13 protein-coding genes and 2 tRNA genes are annotated in these 17,770 nt (G+C 64.7%); 9 read left to right on the top strand and 6 right to left on the bottom strand.

All coding sequences use genetic code 11. From position 1 onward, the window contains the following. Positions 1–230: 230 nt before the first annotated feature. The 3 genes from lon to ACVCNR_RS16035 all read left to right on the top strand — a co-directional run bounded on the left by lon (position 231) and on the right by ACVCNR_RS16035 (position 3,868). Positions 231–2,642: an endopeptidase La gene (gene lon / locus ACVCNR_RS16025; protein WP_447075459.1), complete on the top strand. Its 2,412-nt coding sequence runs from the start codon at positions 231–233 to the stop codon at positions 2,640–2,642. Positions 2,643–2,839: 197 nt separating this feature from the next. After that, positions 2,840–3,112, top strand: a complete 273-nt coding sequence (gene hupB / locus ACVCNR_RS16030; RefSeq protein WP_447075460.1) for a DNA-binding protein HupB — start codon at positions 2,840–2,842, stop codon at positions 3,110–3,112. 228 nt (positions 3,113–3,340) lie between these two features. Then, positions 3,341–3,868 (top strand): hypothetical protein, encoded by a 528-nt coding sequence (locus ACVCNR_RS16035; RefSeq protein ID WP_447075462.1) that lies wholly within the window; start codon positions 3,341–3,343, stop codon positions 3,866–3,868. Positions 3,869–3,880: 12 nt separating this feature from the next. Here ACVCNR_RS16035 and ACVCNR_RS16040 read toward each other — a convergent pair. Beyond that, positions 3,881–3,957 (bottom strand) — tRNA-Asp (locus tag ACVCNR_RS16040). Between the two features lie 214 nt (positions 3,958–4,171). Here ACVCNR_RS16040 and ACVCNR_RS16045 point away from each other — a divergent pair. The 3 genes from ACVCNR_RS16045 to ggt all read left to right on the top strand — a co-directional run bounded on the left by ACVCNR_RS16045 (position 4,172) and on the right by ggt (position 6,658). Further along, positions 4,172–4,247 (top strand) — tRNA-Val (locus ACVCNR_RS16045). A 215-nt stretch (positions 4,248–4,462) separates the two neighbouring features. Beyond that, a complete protein-coding gene (locus tag ACVCNR_RS16050; RefSeq protein ID WP_447075464.1) occupies positions 4,463–4,771 on the top strand; it encodes a hypothetical protein in 309 nt (102 codons plus the stop codon). Between the two features lie 144 nt (positions 4,772–4,915). Then, positions 4,916–6,658, top strand: a complete 1,743-nt coding sequence (gene ggt, locus ACVCNR_RS16055; RefSeq protein ID WP_447075466.1) for a gamma-glutamyltransferase — start codon at positions 4,916–4,918, stop codon at positions 6,656–6,658. 6 nt (positions 6,659–6,664) lie between these two features. Here the strand turns inward: ggt and ACVCNR_RS16060 are convergent, their stop codons facing one another. After that, positions 6,665–7,990 carry a M23 family metallopeptidase gene (locus ACVCNR_RS16060; protein WP_447075717.1) on the bottom strand — a complete coding sequence of 442 codons (1,326 nt, stop codon included), beginning with the start codon at positions 7,988–7,990 and terminating at the stop codon, positions 6,665–6,667. 318 nt (positions 7,991–8,308) lie between these two features. Beyond that, positions 8,309–8,791 carry a thioredoxin-dependent thiol peroxidase gene (gene bcp / locus ACVCNR_RS16065; RefSeq protein WP_447075468.1) on the bottom strand — a complete coding sequence of 161 codons (483 nt, stop codon included), beginning with the start codon at positions 8,789–8,791 and terminating at the stop codon, positions 8,309–8,311. A gap of 191 nt (positions 8,792–8,982) precedes the next feature. Here bcp and ACVCNR_RS16070 point away from each other — a divergent pair, with 191 nt between their 5' ends. Next, positions 8,983–12,384, top strand: a complete 3,402-nt coding sequence (locus ACVCNR_RS16070) for a hypothetical protein (protein ID WP_447075470.1) — start codon at positions 8,983–8,985, stop codon at positions 12,382–12,384. 48 nt (positions 12,385–12,432) lie between these two features. Here ACVCNR_RS16070 and ACVCNR_RS16075 read toward each other — a convergent pair whose 3' ends face one another. Beyond that, the gene (locus ACVCNR_RS16075) at positions 12,433–12,873 is read right to left on the bottom strand and encodes a glyoxalase superfamily protein (protein ID WP_354192691.1); all 441 of its coding nucleotides are present in this window, start codon (positions 12,871–12,873) and stop codon (positions 12,433–12,435) included. Positions 12,874–13,124: 251 nt separating this feature from the next. Continuing rightward, the gene (tyrS, locus tag ACVCNR_RS16080; protein WP_447075471.1) at positions 13,125–14,378 is read right to left on the bottom strand and encodes a tyrosine--tRNA ligase; all 1,254 of its coding nucleotides are present in this window, start codon (positions 14,376–14,378) and stop codon (positions 13,125–13,127) included. A 101-nt stretch (positions 14,379–14,479) separates the two neighbouring features. On the opposite strand from tyrS, the gene ACVCNR_RS16085 reads away from it, so the two are divergent. Beyond that, on the top strand, positions 14,480–15,595 hold the full coding sequence (locus ACVCNR_RS16085; RefSeq protein WP_447075473.1) for an anhydro-N-acetylmuramic acid kinase: 1,116 nt from the start codon (positions 14,480–14,482) through the stop codon (positions 15,593–15,595). On the opposite strand, the gene ACVCNR_RS16090 is transcribed toward ACVCNR_RS16085, so the two are convergent. Then, positions 15,587–16,261: an alpha/beta hydrolase gene (locus tag ACVCNR_RS16090; RefSeq protein WP_354192688.1), complete on the bottom strand. Its 675-nt coding sequence runs from the start codon at positions 16,259–16,261 to the stop codon at positions 15,587–15,589. The genes ACVCNR_RS16085 and ACVCNR_RS16090 overlap by 9 nt on opposite strands. A gap of 239 nt (positions 16,262–16,500) precedes the next feature. On the opposite strand from ACVCNR_RS16090, the gene ACVCNR_RS16095 reads away from it, so the two are divergent. Beyond that, complete coding sequence (locus tag ACVCNR_RS16095; protein WP_447075475.1) at positions 16,501–17,664, top strand: cysteine desulfurase family protein; 1,164 nt, start codon at positions 16,501–16,503, stop codon at positions 17,662–17,664. Positions 17,665–17,770: the final 106 nt, after the last annotated feature.

Raw genomic sequence — 17,770 nt, forward strand, 5'->3', positions numbered from 1 at the left:
AAACGGGCTTGAGCGAAGCGCGCCGGAAACCGCTTTTAGACCTCCGTCCGGTTCATGGCGCACATCGCCACTTGATCTTTGCTTTGCCGGCATCCACCTAACGGATGAGTTCGGGGCTGATGTCCGCGCTGCAAAGCCTCCGTCGCAAACGGTGGTAGGCGGAACGATCCCCGGTCGTTAATATAGGATTCGCGTTCGGCCAAAGGCGTGCGCGAAGGAAAGGTTAGACAATGGCCAAAACAGCCCGGTCCGCAGGCAACGGTGTGTTCGCAGTCCTTCCCCTGCGCGACATCGTGGTCTTTCCGCACATGATCGTGCCGCTCTTTGTCGGCCGTGAAAAGTCGATCAAGGCCCTGGAAGAGGTGATGGGTCAGGAAAAGCAGATCCTGCTCGCCACCCAGATGAATGCCGCCGACGACGATCCCGAAGCCGACGCCATCTATGAGGTTGGCACGCTCGCCAATGTGCTGCAGCTTCTCAAGTTGCCCGACGGCACCGTCAAGGTGCTGGTCGAAGGCACCGCGCGTGCGCGCATCGAAAGCTTCACCGACCGCGCCGACTTCCACGAGGCCCGCGCAGTGACGCTCGAGGAGCCGGAGGAGGACGAGGTCGAGATCGAGGCCCTGGCCCGTTCCGTGGTCTCGGACTTCGAGAACTATGTGAAGCTCAACAAGAAGATTTCGCCCGAGGTGGTCGGCGCGGCCAGCCAGATCGAAGACTATTCCAAGCTCGCCGATACGGTCGCCTCGCATCTGGCCATCAAGATCCCCGAGAAGCAGGAGATGCTCTCCACCCTTTCGGTGAAGGAGCGTCTTGAGCGCGCCATGGGCTTCATGGAGGCGGAGATTTCCGTACTCCAGGTGGAGAAGCGCATCCGCTCGCGCGTCAAGCGCCAGATGGAGAAGACGCAGCGCGAATACTACCTCAACGAGCAGATGAAGGCGATCCAGAAGGAGCTCGGCGAGGGCGAGGACGGTCGTGACGAAGCGGCCGAGCTGGAAGCGCGCATCAAGAAGACCAAGCTCTCCAAGGAGGCCCGCGAAAAGGCGGACGCCGAGCTGAAGAAGCTGCGCACCATGTCGCCCATGTCGGCGGAAGCGACGGTCGTGCGCAACTATCTCGACTGGCTGCTGTCCATTCCGTGGGGCCGCAACTCCAAGGTCAAGCAGGACCTCAACTTCGCGCAGGACGTGCTCGACGCCGATCACTACGGCCTCGACAAGGTCAAGGAGCGCATCGTCGAGTACCTGGCCGTGCAGAGCCGCCAGAAGAAGCTCAAGGGCCCGATCCTGTGCCTCGTCGGACCGCCCGGCGTCGGCAAGACCTCGCTCGGCAAGTCGATCGCCAAGGCGACCGGCCGTGAGTTCGTGCGCATGGCGCTCGGCGGCGTGCGTGACGAGGCCGAGATCCGCGGTCACCGGCGCACCTATATCGGCTCGATGCCCGGCAAGGTCATCCAGTCGATGAAGAAGGCCAAGAAGTCCAACCCGCTCTTCCTGCTCGACGAGATCGACAAGATGGGCCAGGACTTCCGTGGCGATCCGTCCTCGGCGCTGCTCGAGGTGCTGGATCCGGAGCAGAACGCGACCTTCATGGACCATTACCTCGAGGTCGAATACGACCTGTCGAGCGTGATGTTCGTGACGACGGCGAACACGCTGAACATCCCTGCGCCCCTCATGGACCGCATGGAGATCATCCGGATCGCCGGCTACACGGAGGACGAGAAGGTCGAGATCGCCAAGCGGCACCTGCTGCCCAAGGTGGTTCGCGACCACGCCCTGCAGCCGAAGGAATTCTCGGTGACCGATGACGCCATCCGCGCCATCATCCAGACCTACACCCGCGAAGCCGGCGTGCGCTCTCTGGAGCGCGAGCTGATGAAGCTCGGGCGCAAGGCGGTGACCGAGATCCTGAAGACCAAGAAGAAGTCGGTGAAGATCACCAGGGAGAACCTGGCCGACTATCTGGGTGTGCAGCGCTACCGCTTCGGCATGGCCGAGACCGACGATCAGGTCGGTGTCGTCACCGGGCTGGCGTGGACCGAGGTCGGCGGCGAGTTGCTGACGATCGAGGGTGTCATGATGCCCGGCAAGGGCCGCATGACCGTCACCGGCAACCTGAAGGACGTGATGAAGGAGTCGATCTCCGCCGCGGCATCCTATGTCCGCTCGCGGGCCATCGATTTCGGCGTGGAGCCGCCGCTCTTCGACAAGCGCGACATTCACGTCCACGTGCCGGAAGGCGCGACGCCGAAGGATGGTCCCTCGGCCGGCGTGGCCATGGCCACCGCCATCGTCTCGGTGCTCACCGGCATTCCGGTGAAGGCCGATGTGGCGATGACCGGCGAGATCACGCTGCGCGGCAGGGTGCTGCCGATCGGCGGGTTGAAGGAGAAGCTGCTGGCCGCGCTTCGCGGCGGTATCAAGAAGGTGCTGATCCCGGAAGAGAATGCCAAGGATCTGGCCGAGATACCGGACAACGTGAAGAACGGCCTGGAGATCGTCCCGGTCAGCCGCGTCGGAGAGGTTTTGCGCCATGCGCTGGTGCGCATGCCGGAGCCGATCGAGTGGGTGGAACCTGCCGAAACGCCGGCCGCCGTCGACACCACCGACGAGGCCGGAAAGGCGCTGGCACATTAGCGCTCGCTCACGTTGCGCTGCATCAATCGAAGAAGCCGGGCCCTGTGCCCGGCTTTTTTACTTGAAAAGCCCGGAAAACAGGGGATTCTCAGCCCCCGAAGCCGGAATTTCGCTTGGTTGCGGTCGCGCTTCTTTTTAAAGTTCGGCTCCTGCCGGATGAGTCTTTCGTCCTGGTTTTCTCATGGAAGGGAAATTTTATGAACAAGAACGAACTGGTGTCCGCTGTCGCCGATGCTGCGAAACTGTCCAAGGCTGACGCACAGTCGGCGGTCGATGCGGTGTTCTCCGTCATCACCGGCGAACTGAAGAACGGTGGGGACGTCCGGCTTGTCGGTTTCGGTAATTTCTCGGTGTCGAAGCGCGCCGCGTCGACCGGCCGCAACCCGCAGACCGGCGCCGAGGTGAAGATCCCGGCCCGCACGGTGCCGAAGTTCACCGCCGGCAAGGGCCTCAAGGACGCGGTCAACTAATCCGCTGCCGCTGTATCGGGGCAGGTTCTGCCTCGTTCGTGAATAGCAAAACCCCGCCGGTTGCCGGCGGGGTTTTTCTTTGGTTCACGCTATGACCGAACGTGATGGCCGCGGACGGCTCGCGGTGGCCCGGCATATGGCCAGCCCGGTCGTCGTCGAGCGCGGGCGGATGCAGCCCATGGGAGGGCGCGTTGGCGCCTGACCGACCTCACCAGACTGCAGGGCGAATTGCCCGGAACCGTGCTGGTGGTGGCCGAGTTCGAGGCCATGATCGATGATCCCGCCCTTCTGGTGGCGGGGGATATCGCGCGATCCGCCTGTCGGACGGTTCAGGCCGCCATTGGCTTCCCCCGGTTCCTGGCGGAGCGGACAGTTCGCGAGGCGCTGCCGCAGGCGGCGGAAAAGCCCCGCTGCGGTTCTTTCGAGGCTGCCCAACCCGGTCAGGCCGTCGGCGTGGCCGAGGTATTTCTGATTGCTGGGGATGTTGGGCAATCCGGCGCTTTCCGTGCGCCTGACCGCGGACCAGGGTTTGCTGTTCAGATCGCGGTAGCGCGGGCCGAGGTGGCTCTCTGCGCCTCGCTTGAAACGGCGTGTTCCAGCACGCCGGCCAACAGCGCAATGCCGATGGCGTCGAGCGGGATGCCGCCCCGAGTTTGCCGGGGCCGCCTATCGGCTATTTTCAGGCGGGAAGGGTCGACTGACCGCAACTCCGAACGCCGCTCCGGCTTTCAGAGTTTCTCGAACAAAATCTGGTAAACTATTGAAAAATGGCGCGAGTGACGGGGCTCGAACCCGCGACCTCCGGCGTGACAGGCCGGCACTCTAACCGACTGAGCTACACCCGCGCTTGGACGGACACCGTTGATGTGTTCGTCGTTGGGCGGGTGGATAAGGGGTTCCCCGGCAGGTGTCAAGCGCTCCGGTGATGGTTGTGTGAAAAGATTGAATGTTTTTCTGGAAAGCCCGATTTCGGCTTTCCTTATCACCCCGGCAAGCCGCTGAATCGCGTCTGGGGACTTGCGAAGCCGGCCGGAACTGCTTAATGGTCCGGCCCGCTAAGGGCGATTAGCTCAGTTGGTAGAGCGCTTCGTTTACACCGAAGATGTCGGCGGTTCGAGCCCGTCATCGCCCACCATTTTTCCCGGGCATTCCTGGCAGGGCATATCGGCACGCCGCGTGGTGCGTCTCCATGCGCCGCCGCTTCATCGGGAACTAGATCGTCCAAACCCAATGGATTACTCCCATCGGTCGAGGGACTTCCCCATTTCCTCTCCCTGTTCGCTCCGCCGAATTGAAAATAAGCTTTGCCAGATCGCATATTCGAGCACGATCGACATGCTACAGGCAAACGTGTTCACCTGCTCCTTGGTCGGCTATGTGCTGTTGTCCGGCGCTACCGGCGCGCAGGAATTGCTGGTTGTGCTCAGACCGACCGCGGACAAGGTCGCAAAAGCCGCCTCGCTGGATTGTCTGGATGCCTACGACCAGGTGGACGAAGCTTCTGCCGCGCTTTCGCTGAGTGCCGATATCCTTCGCCTTTGTGCCGCCATGGGGCCGGACGGCAATAGCTGCGACCGGGAACTGCGACGCGTCGTGTTCGATCATTCCAAATTCCGCGATGCAATGCGCGCTGCGACAGAAAAATGCGCCAGGCATTGAGCCGGCCCGCCACCCGCGCTTGAATGAACTGCCGCGGAACGTGCTGGCCTGCCAGTTTGCAGCGTCTGGTTGCTCGACAAGCCTGCCACACTGTTTTCCAATCGGCCTTTCCGGGGTTTGGGAGAACCAGAAGGAGAGGTGGACATGCAGCCGATACAATTGAAGCGGCTTTCCTTTGCCGTGGCGCTCTCGCTGGGCGCCGCCTGGGTGGTGCCGGTCTACGCGGCTTCGCCCGCGCCGGCCGAAGGCGACAACGGCATGGTGGTGACGGCCCAGCATCTGGCGACCGATGTCGGCATCGAGGTGCTCAAGAATGGCGGCAACGCGGTCGATGCGGCCGTAGCCGTCGGATATGCGCTGGCTGTCGTCTATCCGACCGCCGGCAATCTGGGCGGCGGCGGCTTCATGACGATCCGCCTCAAGGACGGCACCACGACGTTCCTCGATTTCCGCGAGCGCGCGCCGCTGGCGGCGACCAGGACAATGTATCTCGACAAGGACGGCAATCCGGTTCCCGGTGCCAGCACCGATACCTATCTGGCGGTCGGCGTTCCCGGTTCCGTCGCCGGCTTCGAGATGGCGCGCGAGAAATACGGCACCAAGCCGCGCGAGGAGCTTCTGGCGCCGGCGATCAAGCTGGCCAGCGACGGCTTCGTGCTGGAGCCCGGCGATATCGCCTCCTTTGCCGACGGCAACGACATGCTGGCGAAGGACGAGGCGGCGGCGAAGATCTTCCTCAAGGACGGCAAGCCATACGAACTCGGCGCGACGCTGGTGCAGGCCGACCTTGCCAAATCGCTGGCCGCCATCTCGAAAGGTGGCACCGACGCCTTCTACAAGGGCGAAACCGCCGACCTGATCGTCAAGGCGAGCCAAGTCAATGGCGGCATCCTGGCCAAGGAGGATTTCGAGCAGTACAAGGTCCGCGAGCTGGAGCCGGTGAAGTGCAGCTATCGCGGCTATGACATCGTCTCCTCGCCGCCGCCCTCCTCGGGCGGGCTGGTGATCTGCGAAATCCTCAACGTGCTCGAAGGCTACCCGATCTCCTATCTGGGTTACGGCTCGGCCGAGACCACCCGGCTGATGGTGGAGGCCATGCGCCACGCCTTCGTCGACCGCAACACGGCGCTTGGCGATCCGGATTTCGTCGAGAACCCGGTCGAGAAACTGACCAGCAAGGCCTATGCGGAGGAGATCCGCGCCCGCATCGACCCGTACCGGGCCGGCGTCAGCGAGGCGCTGAAGCCGGCGGGCTTCGGCGAATCGACCGAGACGACGCATTATTCGATCATCGACATGGACGGCAATGCGGTCGCCGTCACCTATACGCTCAACGGCTCCTTCGGCACCGGCAAGGTGGCGGAAGGCACCGGCATCCTGCTCAACAACGAGATGGACGACTTCACCGTCAAGCCGGGCGTGCCGAACCTCTACGGGCTGGTGCAGGGCGAGGCCAACGCCATCGAGCCGCGCAAGTCGCCGCTGTCGTCGATGAGCCCGACCATCGTGTCCCGGGACGGCAATCCATTCATGGTCATCGGCAGCCCCGGCGGCTCGCGCATCATCACCATCACGCTCGAGGCGATCATGAATGTGATCGACCATGGCATGGACCTGCAGGAGGCCATCGACGCGCCGCGCATCCATCACCAGTGGCTGCCGGACAAGGTCTATGTCGAGCCCTATGCGCTGTCGCCCGACACGATGCGGATTCTCGCCGGCATGGGCTATGACGTCGGCATCGATCCCGACTGGACGATCTGGGGCGAGGCGGCCGGCATTCTCGTCGGCGGCAGGAACCTGAAGCAGATCGAGGCGGGCGATGGCGCGCGCTATTACGGCGCCATCGACAGCCGCGCCACGGCTGGAGCGGCGAAGGGCTACTGAGCCGTCCTACAGGTACCGGGCGATGGCCTTGCCGGTCTTGAGGAAGCGGAGCGGGTTGAGCGCCGTGCCGTTGTGGCGCACCTCATAGTGGAGATGCGGGCCGGTGGAGCGGCCCGTGTTGCCGGTGCGGCCGACGACATCTCCGGTCTCGACCTTCTGGCCGACCTTGACCGAGATGCCGCTGAGATGCGCATAGCGGGTCGACAGGCCCCGGCCGTGGTCCACCTCGACCATGCGCCCATAGCCGCCGTTCCAGCCGGCCTTGACCACGGTGCCGGGCGCGGTGACCCTGGCTTCCATGCCGACGGCGGCCCGGAAATCCATGCCCGAGTGGAAGGCGGCGGAACCGATCAGCGGGTCGCGGCGTACGCCGAAGGTGCTGGTCACCGTGTGCCCGGGCGCCGGATTGGCCAGCGGCAGGCGCCGTGCTTCCTGCTTGACGTAGCTCAGCACCTGCAGGGCTTCGTCCAGCTCCTTGAGCTTGGCGTCGAAAATGGTGGTGTCGTCCAGGGGGATCAGCGGGCCGCCGACATCGCTTTTGGCGGTCCCGTCCTGTGGCAGGTCGAGGTCGACCCGCAGTCCCGCCGTCTCCAGCGCATTGGAAATGGCGTCCGCGCTTTCCGAGGCGGCATCGGCCAACTGGCTGATTTGCGCAAGCTGGTCGTCCTCGATGGCCTTGAGCGAGCGGTTGATGGTGACGAAAAGCTTGTCTGAACGGTCGGCTTTCGAAGCGGGCGGCTCGGCGGCGGCATAGGCCATCGCCGGAAGCGGCTCGGCTTCGCCGGTGCGCGGCGCCCAGCTTGCGAAGGGTGATGCATCCGCCGCCGCGGCCCTGACGGGCTTGTCGGCGGGCTCGATCGAGCCGGTGATTTCCGGCTTTTCACGCCGGGCGGGCAGGGGGGCGGTTGCCGGCAATTGCCCGGCGATCTCGCGTCCGGCACGGTCGAGAAGCGGACCCAGACGGCCGTGGCGGTCGCTGAGGCGGCTCTGGCGCTCGATCAGTTCCGTGACCTTGGTTTCCATGAGCTGCTGGTCGAGCAACTGCCGGCTGGTGATCCGGTCCACCTGCGCGCGCAACGCCGAGATGCGATCCTCATAGGCCTGCTGCAGGCGGGCTTGATGGGCTGCCGAGGCGCTGATGATGTTGTCGCGCAGCACGAGATAGGAGGTGGCGGCGAGATAGCCGAGCGAGATGGCGATCACCGTGGAGCCGAGCAGGGCGGCAAGCCAGGGGCGCACGGTGAAGTGCCGGATCTCGTCGCCGCGGGCGATGATGACCGTATGGGGTTCACTGCGCTTGCCGAATACCGCTGACTGACCTGCTGTCACGATACGCCCCGTTAACCATGCCGACCTCCGATTTATGCGGCGTTAGGGTTAACAAAGCTTTGTCCGCAGGGCATCGCAGATGCCTTGCCCCGGGAAAACCGCTGAATGGATTGCGGTTTGGGCAAAGAAAAACCCGCTGCTGGGCAGCGGGTGGGCAAAGGTTGTCTGGAGGTTTGGTTGCCGCGAATTCAGGTCACCCGAATATCCACCACAGGATGATGATCGGGATCGGCACGCCAATCGCCCAAAGCAGAATGCTGCGCATATATTTCCTCCTTGGTTGGTTGCCATCCCAACGCGCCCGGGGGAGGAAGGTTCCTGTCAGAGCGAGCGGACCGCTTCCAGCACGGCCTCGGCATGGCCCTTGACCCGCACCTTGCGCCAGATGGCGGCGATGCGTCCGTCGCGGCCGACCAGGAAGGTGGCGCGCTCGACGCCCATGTAGCTGCGCCCGTACATCTGCTTTTCCACCCACACGCCATAGGCCTCGATGGCCTTGTGCTCCTCGTCGGCGGCGAGCGCGATGCTCAGCTCGTGCTTCGCCTTGAACTTGTCGTGCTTCCTGGCGCTGTCCGGCGAGATGCCGATCACTGCCGCGCCCGCCTTGTCGAATTCCGGCTTCAGCCGCGTAAAGTCGATGGCCTCGCTGGTGCAGCCTGCCGTGTCGTCCTTCGGGTAGAAATAGACGACGACCGGCCGGCCGGTGAAGTCCGCGAGCCGGATCACATCGCCACCGTCTTTGGGCAGCGAGAACTGCGGAGCCTCGTCGCCGATCTTGAGTTCGATTTCCTTGGTGGCGGTCATAGCAATGCCCTTGTTTGAGGTTACGCGGCAGGGTTCACCGATATAAGGTTCTATCGGGATTCGCTCTAGAGCGTATCCGCGGGGGTGAGAGCCGCTTTCGGACAGGCGTGCATGAAGGCAAGGGCCTCAGGCGCGGCATGCGAATCGGAAAGATCGCGCCGCGCTCCGGCCTCCCGGCGTTGGGATTTGGTTTGGATCAGGAGCTGCCACAGCACGAGAAGATCAGGTTCCGGCGTGCCGAGATCACCGATCTGAGCGCCATGCCTTCGGCCGGCTGCGCCCCGCCGCTGGGGCGCGCGGCGTTCAGGCGCAGGTTCCGCTGGCTGAAACGCGGCGCGCTGGCGCTGCTGGCGCTCGTCCTGCTGGCAGTTGCGGGGATCTACGCCATCGGTGCCTCGGGCGTCGGAACGGCACGCCTCCAGCAGGAAGCGGAGAACGCCATTCGCAGGCTCGCCGAAACCGACGTCAGGGTGACGGGCGGCGCGGCGGGCATCACGCTGGACGGATCGAGCTTCCTCGCCCTTCAGGTCAAGGATGTCAGCCTGACGACGGCCGAGGGCAAGCCCATGGTGCAGGCGGGCGCGGTGCGTTTCGGCATGCGCGCCCTGCCCCTGGTGACGGGCGAGGTGCGCCTTACCAGCGCCAGGATTTCCGATGCCCGCATCGACCTTGCCACGCTGCCCGCCGGCAAGGGAGACTGGACGGTCGCCTTGCGCAACGGGCAGGGGCTGATCGATCCCGACGAGGTGATCGTGGCGGTTTTCGATGCCGTGCGCGAGGCGCTTGATGCGGTGAAGCTGGAATCGGTGCGCAACATCCGCCTGGTCAATGTCGAGCTGGTGCTGCCTGCCGATGCGGGCGTGCGTTCGGTGAAGATCGCCGAAGCCGTCGTGCGGCAGGCCGGCGCCGACCGCATGGAACTCTCCACCACCGCGACGGTCGATGGCCGGACGGTGACGCTGGCCGGCCTTGCCGCGCGCGATCCGCAAACGCTGCGGATCGTCGATCTCGACGCCACCATCGAATTGTCCGGGCCGAAGCTCGAACCGTTCTGGCCGGGCGCCGGGCATGAACCCGGCGCCGGCACGCTGCGCCTGACAGGTTCGGAAGGCACCGGCGACACCCCTTCGCGCCTGCAGGCTTCGCTGAACATGGAAGGCACCGCGCTCGATTTCGGCACCCGGGGGCTGCTGGCAGCCGACATTGCCATGCAGGCGACGCTCGAGGCTGGCTCCAACAAGGTCGATATCGGCCGGATGCTGGTCAGGACGGGGCGTTCCAGCTTCGCTTTCCAGGGCTCGATCGGCCCGCGCCCGCCCGAGGCTTCGGCGGGAGAGCGGCCGGCCTACCGCTATGACTTCGTCAGCGACGGCTCGATGCTGGCGCCCGACGATTCCTCGGAGCCGGCGCTGCGCTTCCTCAGCCGCATCGCGGGCGTCTACGAAGTGGAGAGCCGCAAGCTCATTGCCGATACGATCGCTGTCCGTTCCGGTTCCGGCTCCGGCAGCGAGGCCGTGGGGATGGCGACGGTCGAATTCGCGGAGGGGGCGACGCCGGGCCTGTTCCTGGCGCTCAACGTCCACGACATGCCGGTTTCCCACGTCAAGCAATTGTGGCCGTGGATGGCTGCCGGCAGCGCCCGCCAATGGGTGCTGAAGAACCTGTTCGGCGGCCGGGTTCCGCAAGCCAGCCTGCGCTATGACGTGGCGCCGGGGCGGCTGGGCAGCGGCCTGCCGCTGACGGCGGAGGAAGTGTCCGGCAGGTTCGATGTCGAGGGCTCCCGCTTCGACACGGCGGGGCGCATTCCACCGGTGCGCGATGCGGTGGGCAGGGTCGAGTTCGAGGGCACGCAAGTGCGCATCTCGCTCGAATCCGGAACCGTGTACATGCCGAGCGGCCGCATCGCCGCAGCCAGCAACGGCACGTTGGTCGTGGACGATGCCAATGTGCGCCCGGTCATCGGCAAGCTGGATATCGACGTCGAGGGCGATGCCGACGCCATCGTGGAGCTCGCATCCTACGAGCCGATCAATGCCATGCGCTATGTCGGCATGAAGCCGGAGGATTTCTCCGGCCGGGTGACCGGCAACGTCAAGGCCGATATTCCGCTTCAGGCCGGCACCGACACCAGCAAGCTCAACTGGCTGGTGGCGCTCGACTACAAGGACCTGGCGCTGGCGCGCGAATTCGACGGCCAGAGCGTGGCCGATGCCGATGGCTCGATCGTCGTCGATCCGCGCAAGGCGACCATCGCCGCGACCGCCAGCCTCAACGGCATTCCGGCAGAGGTCAATCTGGTCGAGCCGTTGCAGTCGTCGGGCGTGGAGCGCAGCCGCAAGGTTGCGCTGATCCTCGACGACAAGCTGCGCGAGAAGTTCATGCCCGGCCTGTCCAGCCTGCTGGCAGGCACGATCAAGGTGGCGCTGGAAAACCGGCCTGACGGCGCGCGCGCCGTCAGCACCGACCTGACCGCCGCCAAACTCACCATTCCATGGGCGGGATGGAGCAAGGGGACGGGCATACCCGCCGAAGCCTCGTTCCAGATGAAAACCGAAGGTGGCACCACCCGGCTTTCCGACTTCAATCTCGACGGCAAGAGCTTTTCGGCGCGAGGCGACGTGGTGCTTTCGGGCGGTGCCTTTTCCTCGGCGACGTTCGACAGGATAAGGCTCAACCGCGAGGACGACATCGCCGTTTCCATCCGCCGCTCGGGTTCGGGCTACAAGGTCGACGTGTCGGGGGCATCGCTGGATGCCCGCTCGCTGATTAAGCAGTTTTCCGCCGATGCGGGCGCCTCCGGCAAGGCGAGCGGCAAGGCCGATGCGATTTCACTGAGCGCCGACATCGGCACGATCACCGGCTTCCATGACGAGGTCCTGAAAGGCCTGAAGCTCAGCTATGACGCGGTCGGCTCGCGCATCGACGGCCTCGAGGCAAGTGCTGCGACGAGCAGCGGCGCGACCGTCACGGCGCAAGGCAGCGCCAGCGGCGGGCAGCGGTCCTTGTCGATGCGGTCCGCCGATGCCGGCGCCATCCTGCGTTTCCTTGATATCTACCGGCATGTGCGGGGAGGCGGCATCTCGATCGCCCTGCAAGGCACGGGCGACGGCCCGCTGCGTGGCAAGGTCGACGCGCGCGACTTCCTCGTCGTCAACGAGCCCAAGCTGGCGTCGATCGTCTCGACCACGCCGGCGGGTGACAGCCGCAGCCTCAACCAGGCGGTGCGCGGCAATATCGACGCCTCCCGCGTCCAGTTCGAGCGCGGCTTCACCGAGGTGGAAAAGGGCACCGGCTATGTGAGGCTCGCAAATGGTGTACTGCGCGGGCCGCTGATCGGCACGACCTTTCAGGGCATTCTCTACGACCAGAACGACAATATGGACATGACCGGCACCTTCATGCCGGCCTATGGCCTCAACCGCATTTTCGGCGAACTGCCGCTGGTCGGCGCGATCCTCGGCAATGGCCGAGACCGCGGCCTGATCGGCGTGACCTACCGCCTGCGCGGCAACGTCAAGAAGCCGGAACTGGAGATCAACCCGCTATCGGTGATAGCTCCGGGCATTTTTCGTTCGATCTTCGAGTACAGATAGTGCCGGATTGAGGCTGCCCCGCCTTCGGCAAGGAGGGGCAGGGAGTTTCTATTCCTTCATGAGCCGCATCTGCGGCCGGCCGTTGCCGCGCAGAGCCGGGGAAATCCCGCGTGCATCGACTGTGGCGGTGACACGCTTCCGGTGGGCGGCGAACATGAGGTTGGGCGTAACGTTGACCGGCTCATCGAACTGCACGGTGACCGTTAGGTGCTGCATGCCGGAGACAAGCTGCGCGCCGATCAGCAAGCCGGAAAAAGGCTGTTCGAGATAGAAGCCACGCACGCGCATGCCGATTTGGAAAGGCACGGCGGTACGATCCGGTAAGGTTGCGCGGGCGGTGTTCCAGTCCCGGTAGCCGTGGGAGCGGGCTACTTCTTCCAGAGCTGCGCTGTGGGTCATCGGCTGACCGGCGCGGACACGATGCTCTCGAAGATTTTTTGCCTCTGCCTTCAGCGACTGTGAAGAGGGTGTATCGAGGAATAAAGACATGTCGGGTCTCTCCAAAAAATGGAGGCGACTTCCTGCATGGGAGCCCGCATTGCCATGATGCGCCTTGGGAGAAAACAACCGAAGCATCATCGATAAGGCTGGACTTCACCATGGATCATGCGATCCGCGGACGGCAGGCGCCAGCAACCGATCCACCAGATGGGCTCTCTGTGGTGACAAGTCAAGAGCAAGCCGGCCGGGTGCGCGCGGCTCGCCACACCCACCTGGAACAAGGAAATGCCTTCGTCCGGTCAGGCCGGACGAACCAGAATATGCTTTTTCTTGCCGAGAGAAAGCTTTGCGACGTTTTCCGGATTCAGATCCTCAACCGTCACCATGCGCCTGTCGTCCGACACCGGCTGGTCGTTGAGGCGTACGGCGCCGCCCTGCACATGCCGGCGGGCCTCGCCGTTGGAGGAGGCAAGGCCGGCGTTCACCAGCAGCGACAGGATGCCGATGCCGCCTTCAAGCGCATCCCGTGCCACCTCGACTGTCGGCAGGGTTTCGGCCAGCGCGCCTTCCTCGAAGGTCTTGCGTGCCGTCTCGGCTGCCTGCCCGGCTGCCTCGCGGCCGTGCAGCAGGGAGGTGATTTCCGTGGCCAGCACCTTCTTCGCCTCGTTGATCTCGGCACCGCCGAGGGCCGCCAGCTTCGCCACCTCGTCCAGCGGCAGCGTGGTGTAGAGCTTCAGGAAGCGCTCCACGTCGGCGTCCTCGGTGTTGCGCCAGTATTGCCAGAAATCATAGGGGCTGAGCATGTCCGGGTTGAGCCAGATGGCGCCGCCCAGCGACTTGCCCATCTTGGCACCCGAGGCGGTGGTGAGCAGCGGCGTGGTCAGCGCGTAGAGCTGCGGCGTGCCCATGCGGTGGCCGAGGTCGATGCCGTTGACGATGTTGCCCCACTGGTCCGAGCCGCCCATTTGCAGGCGCACGCCGTAGCGCTTGTTCAGCTCGACATAGTCGTAGGCCTGAAGGATCATGTAGTTGAATTCGAGGAACGACAGCGACTGGTCGCGGTCGAGCCTCAGCTTCACCGAATCGAACGACAGCATGCGGTTGACCGAGAAGTGCCGGCCGACATCGCGCAGGAATTCGAGATAGTTCAGCGGCAGCAGCCAGTCGGCATTGTTGACCATCACCGCATCGCGCGGGCCGTCCCCGAAGGTCAGGTAGTTGGAAAACACCTTTTTGATGCCGTCCATGTTGGCCTGGATGGTCTCCGGCGTCATCAGCTTGCGCGCCTCGTCCTTGAACGAGGGATCGCCGACCATGCCGGTGCCGCCGCCCATCAGGGCGATGGGCCGATGGCCGGTCTGCTGCATCCAGTAGAGCATCATGATCTGGATCAGGCCGCCCGCGTGCAGGCTGGGCGCCGTCGGGTCGAAGCCGATATACGCCGTCACCGTTTCCGTGGCGAAGAGCTGGTCGAGGCCGGTTTCGTCCGAAATCTGGTGGATGAAACCGCGCTCGCTCATGATGCGCAGGAAGTCGGATTTGAAGGCGGTCATTTTTCTTTTCCCGAAAGCACCGGCAGGCTGTGCCGGCGTGGCAAGTGTGACCGCGCGCGTTTAGCATCTGCGGGCGAGGAATCACAAGGACGGCGAGCCAAATGGCGACAATCTGTGCAATCGGCCTGATGAGCGGCACGTCGATGGACGGCATCGACCTTGCCATGCTGCGCACCGATGGCGTCGATATCGTCGAGCGGGGGCCGGGCCTGTTCGTACCCTACGAGGCCGATTTCAGGCGGCGGATCGAGCAGGGACTGGAAACGGCGAAAGAGATTGCGCAGCGCGGCGAGCGCCCCGGCGATCTCGCCGCGCTCGAACAGGAAATCACCCGCCGTCATGCCGAGGCGGTGAAGATTTTCCTCGACGGCGAGGCGAAGTCGTGGGGCAAGCCGGAACTCGTCGGCTTCCACGGCCAGACGGTGCTGCATCGGCCGCAGCAGGCGCTCACCGTGCAGCTTGGCGACGGGCAGCGGCTTGCCGACCTCACCGGCCTGCCGGTGGTGTTCGACATGCGCGCCGAGGACATGCGCCATGGCGGGCAGGGCGCCCCGCTGGTGCCGGCCTATCACGCGGCGCTGGCGCGTTCGCTGCGGCAGGTCCATGCCGGGCGGTTTCCGGTGGTGTTCGTCAACATAGGCGGCATTTCCAACATCACCTTCGTGCCGCAGGAGGGCGATCCGGTGGCGTTCGACACCGGGCCCGGCAATGCCTTGATCGACCAGTGGGTGGTGCGCGAGGCGGGTATTCCGTTCGATGTCGATGGCGCCATTGCCAGCGAGGGCGGCGTGGCGGCGGAAGTTGTCGCCCGCTATCTGGAAAAGCCGTTCTTCGACAGGCCGGGACCGAAATCGCTCGACCGTGGCGATTTCACGCTGGCCGAGGCCGATGGGCTGGAGCTTGCCGATGGCGCGCGCACGCTGGCCGCCGTTTCCGCCGCCGCTATCCTGAAATCGGTGGAGCATCTGCCGCACAAGCCGACGCTGTGGATCGTGTGCGGAGGCGGACGCAAGAACCCGCACATCATGCACGACCTCAAGGCGGGCGCGGAGGCGATACCCGCCGAGGAGGCCGGGCTCGACGGCGACGCGACCGAGGCGGAAGCCTGGGCCTATCTGGCGGTTCGTTCGCTGAAAAAGCTGCCGCTCACCTTTCCGACCACGACAGGATGCGAAAAGCCGGTGAGCGGCGGGGTTCTGGCGAAGCCGTTACCTTAGCCGCTTGGGGCGCGGATCGGCCAGTTCGCCGGCAAGCCTGCGGTCGAGATAGTCGGCGCATTCCTCGATCAGAAGCTCGGACTCGTTCGAGAAGAAGTGGTTGGCGCCGGGCAGCGTCTTCTGGGTGATGGTGATGCCCTTTTGCGTGTGCAGCTTGTCCACCAGCCCTTGCACGTCCTTGGCCGGAGCCACCTTGTCGGCATCGCCATGGATGATGAGGCCGGAGGAAGGACACGGTGCCAGGAACGAGAAATCGTAGGTGTTGGGTTGGGGCGCGATCGACATGAAGCCCTCGATCTCCGGCCGCCGCATCAGCAATTGCATGCCGATCCATGCGCCGAACGAATAGCCGGCAACCCAGCAGCTCTTGGAATCGGGATGCAGCGACTGCACCCAGTCGAGCGCGGCGGCGGCGTCGGAAAGCTCGCCGGTGCCGTGGTCGAAGGCGCCCTGGCTGCGGCCGATGCCGCGGAAATTGAAGCGCAGCGTGGTGAAGCCACGCTTCTGGAACATATAGAAGAGGTCGTAGACGATCTTGTTGTTCATCGTCCCGCCGAACTGCGGATGCGGGTGCAGGACGATCGCGATCGGCGCGTTCTTCTCCTTGGAAGGCTGGTAGCGACCTTCCAGCCGACCGGCCGGACCCGTGAAAATGACCTCAGGCATCAAAAACTCCGACTGCAAACTGACCGGCGCTGGCCGAACAATTCTTGAACGCTTCCCACAAGATTTGACCTTGACGTGGGCCAAACGCCTTCTTAGAAGCTAGATTAGAATTGTTCAAAACTGAGTGGTTGGCCCACCCACGCCGCAGATGCGTAGATAGGACGGCTGGCCTTAACATTTCAAGGAAATAACGCCGCAGCTTGTGGCGTGGCTTCATGCAGGGAGAATTTGACAGGGAAATGGCCGCTGTCCGCGCCTATCTCGACTACAATGCCAGCGCGCCGCTGCTCGCCGCCGCGCGCGAGGCCGTGGTCGCAGCGCTGGACGTTGCGGCCAATCCCTCGTCCGTGCATGGCGAAGGGCGCGCGGCCCGCCGGGTCATCGAGGATGCGCGCCGGCAGGTGGCAGCGCTGGTCAATGCCCAGCCGCAGCATGTTGTCTTCACCTCCGGCGCCACCGAAGCCGCAACGACGCTGCTCGTGCCGGACTGGCAGATGGGCAAGGCCCCCCTGCGCATGGGGCGACTTTATGTCTCAACGGCCGATCACCCCTGCCTGCTGGGCGGAGGGCGTTTCCCAGCCGATCAGGTCACCCGCATCGGCGTCGACCGTGACGGCCTGCTGGATCTGGACGAACTGGCGGTTGCGCTTGCCGCTCATGACAAGGGCGCCGGTCTGGCGCTTGTGGCCGTTCACGCCGCCAACAATGAAACCGGCGTGGTCCAGCCGCTGGAGGAGATCGCGTCCGTGGTGAAGGCCGCGGGCGGCGTCCTGGTGCTGGATGCCGTGCAGGCGGCCGGACGCATTCCGCTCGATATGTCAAAGCCTTGCGCGGATTATTTGATTCTCTCTGCACACAAGATGGGTGGCCCCAAGGGCGTCGGCGCGATCGTAGCGGCCGCCGACCTGATGATGCCGAGGCCGCTGGTCACCGGGGGCGGGCAGGAGAAGGGTCATCGCGGCGGCACCGAGAACCTTGCCGGCATCGCCGGGCTTGGGGCGGCCGCAGCCGCGGCATTCGAAGGTCTCGCTTCCATCGCCGGCGTGCGAGCCCTGCGCGACCGGTTCGAGGCCGTGGTGCTGGAACTGGTTCCCGATGCCGTCATCTTCGGACGCGCCGCGCCGCGTCTGGCGAATACCAGTTTCTTTGCCATTCCCGGCCTCAAGGCCGAGACGGCCCAGATCGCCTTCGACCTCGCCGGCGTGGCGCTGTCGGCCGGCTCCGCCTGCTCGTCGGGCAAGGTTGGCGCGAGCCATGTGCTTACGGCGATGGGCTTCGATGAAATCCAGGGTGCGCTGCGTGTGTCCATCGGGCAGGCGACGGACACGCACGACCTTGAACTGTTCCGTTCGGCGCTGGCGGGCATCGCGTCCCGCCGTTCCGGTGGAAGCAGGGCTGCCTGAGGGCGGCCGCGGGCCTTGGCCCGGTCAAACGGTGCATGATGGCTGGGTGTAATCGCGGCCGGAACGCACTATATGGAACGTACGTCGCCCGCTTGGGCGATGCCAT

The sequence above is a fragment of the Aquamicrobium terrae genome (genome assembly GCF_052978165.1).

What these genes read in the sequence shown, in the direction of transcription:
- lon (WP_447075459.1), top strand. Translation starts at nt 231, where the DNA reads ATGGCCAAAACAGCCCGGTCCGCAGGCAACGGTGTGTTCGCAGTCCTT.
- hupB (WP_447075460.1), top strand. Translation starts at nt 2,840, where the DNA reads ATGAACAAGAACGAACTGGTGTCCGCTGTCGCCGATGCTGCGAAACTG.
- ggt (WP_447075466.1), top strand. Translation starts at nt 4,916, where the DNA reads ATGCAGCCGATACAATTGAAGCGGCTTTCCTTTGCCGTGGCGCTCTCG.
- bcp (WP_447075468.1), bottom strand. Translation starts at nt 8,791, where the DNA reads ATGACCGCCACCAAGGAAATCGAACTCAAGATCGGCGACGAGGCTCCG.
- ACVCNR_RS16075 (WP_354192691.1), bottom strand. Translation starts at nt 12,873, where the DNA reads ATGTCTTTATTCCTCGATACACCCTCTTCACAGTCGCTGAAGGCAGAG.
- tyrS (WP_447075471.1), bottom strand. Translation starts at nt 14,378, where the DNA reads ATGACCGCCTTCAAATCCGACTTCCTGCGCATCATGAGCGAGCGCGGT.
- ACVCNR_RS16085 (WP_447075473.1), top strand. Translation starts at nt 14,480, where the DNA reads ATGGCGACAATCTGTGCAATCGGCCTGATGAGCGGCACGTCGATGGAC.
- ACVCNR_RS16090 (WP_354192688.1), bottom strand. Translation starts at nt 16,261, where the DNA reads ATGCCTGAGGTCATTTTCACGGGTCCGGCCGGTCGGCTGGAAGGTCGC.
- ACVCNR_RS16095 (WP_447075475.1), top strand. Translation starts at nt 16,501, where the DNA reads ATGGCCGCTGTCCGCGCCTATCTCGACTACAATGCCAGCGCGCCGCTG.